This is a genomic window from Kribbella speibonae (assembly GCF_004331375.1).
Taxonomy (GTDB): Bacteria; Actinomycetota; Actinomycetes; order Propionibacteriales; family Kribbellaceae; genus Kribbella; species Kribbella sindirgiensis.
On sequence record NZ_SJKC01000012.1, the window covers coordinates 1 to 1728 of the forward strand.

1 protein-coding gene is annotated in these 1728 nt (G+C 68.9%); it reads left to right on the plus strand.

Annotated features, from left to right (window positions below; translation table 11 throughout):
* Positions 1-67 precede the first annotated feature (67 nt).
* Positions 68-1648: a transposase gene (locus E0H92_RS43920; protein WP_202874144.1), complete on the plus strand. Its 1581-nt coding sequence runs from the start codon at positions 68-70 to the stop codon at positions 1646-1648.
* Positions 1649-1728: the final 80 nt, after the last annotated feature.

The window sequence follows — 1728 nt, forward strand, 5'->3', positions numbered from 1 at the left end:
AGAGCCTGTTGCGGAATGGGGTGTGCCGCTGGGGGTTGGGGTGTGGGTGGTGGTTGAGGATTGGGTGGTGGCGAACTCGTATCGGCCGGTGGATCGTGGTCAGGCGTTTCTGTTGCCGCCGGATATGGCGGATTGGCTGCCGGAGGATCATCTGGTGTGGTTCTTGATCGATGCGGTCGAGGCGATGGACACGTCGGTGTTCCATTCGAGGCGGGCCAGGGCGAAGGTTTCCCAGGGCCGGGCGGGGTTCGATCCGGACATGCTGGTCACGTTGCTGCTGTATGCCTATGCCCACAAGGTGCGGTCGTCGCGGCAGATCGAGCGGTTGTGCGGCACGGATGTGGCGTTCCGGGTGATCTGTGCCCAGGACGTCCCGGATCACACCGCGATCGCGCGGTTCCGTTCCGAGCACGAGGAGGCGTTCAAGGACCTGTTCGAGCAGGTGCTGGTGCTGTGTGTGAAGGCGGGGCTGGGGCGGGTCGGGTCGATCGCGGTGGACGGCACCAAGATCGCGGCGAACGCCTCGATCGATGCCAACCGCACCGAGGAGGGGTTGCGCGCCGAGATCGCCCGGGAGGTCGAGCGGATCGTCGGTGAGGCCACGGCGACGGATGCGGCCGAGGACGCGGTGTTGGGTGACAAGCGCGGGGATGAGTTGCCGCCGTCGATGCGCGGCCGTGGGGGCGACCGGGTCAAGCGGCTGCGTGAGTGCCTGGCCCAGATCGAGACCGAGACCACCGAGCGGGCCGCCGAGCAGACCGCGGCCGACGCCACGGCCGACGCCACCGTGGAAGCTGCGCGGGAACGGGTGCGGCGGGCCGAGGCCAAGGCTCAGGCCGCGGTGGACGACTACCAGGCTCGATGGGAGGCGGCCGGACGGCGCCCCGGCGGCCGGCCCGCGCAAGCCGTGGACGACTCCGGCGCGGTTCGCCGCGCCCGGGAACGGCTCGCGAAGGCCGAACAACGGTATGCCGAGCGGGAAGCCAGGCTCGCCGCGGCGCAACAGGCCACGGTGAAGAAGCAGCAGGACGCGCCGCGGCGCAACGTCACCGACCCCGACTCACGGATCATGAAGACCCGAAAAGGCTGGACCCAGGGCTACAACGCCCAGCTCGCCGTCACCGACGACCACCTCATCCTTGCCACCGCCATCACCCAAGACACCACCGACACCGCCCAATGCGTCCCGATGACCACCGCCGCACTCGCAGCCGCCGCGCTGATCGGGAAACACCACCCCGCCCTGACAGCCAACGGGGATCCGCATCCTCACCACGGGATCGACCTGATCCTGTTCGACGCCGGCTACCTGTCCGAGGACAACCTCACCGCCACCGGCCCCGACCGGCTGATCGCCCTAGGCAAAGCACGCGACCAGCACCACGCCGTAACCACCAGCCCCACCACCGGACCACCACCCAAGGACGCGCCCGCGATCGACCAGATGCGCCACCGGCTCCAAACCCCCGAAGGACACCGCGCCTACAAACGCCGCAGCGCCACCGTCGAAACCGTCATCGGCCACCTCAAAGACCTCACCGGACTCCGCACCTTCAGCCGCCGCGGACTCACCGCCGCCACCAGCGAACTCCACCTCGCAGCAGCCACCACCAACCTGCTCAAACTCCACCGCACCTGCACCACCTAGCAAGCCCCCGAGAGCCCCACCCTGCAACACCCCCGCCCAGCACCAGCCCCAAGCCAAACCCCATTCCGCAACAGGCTCTG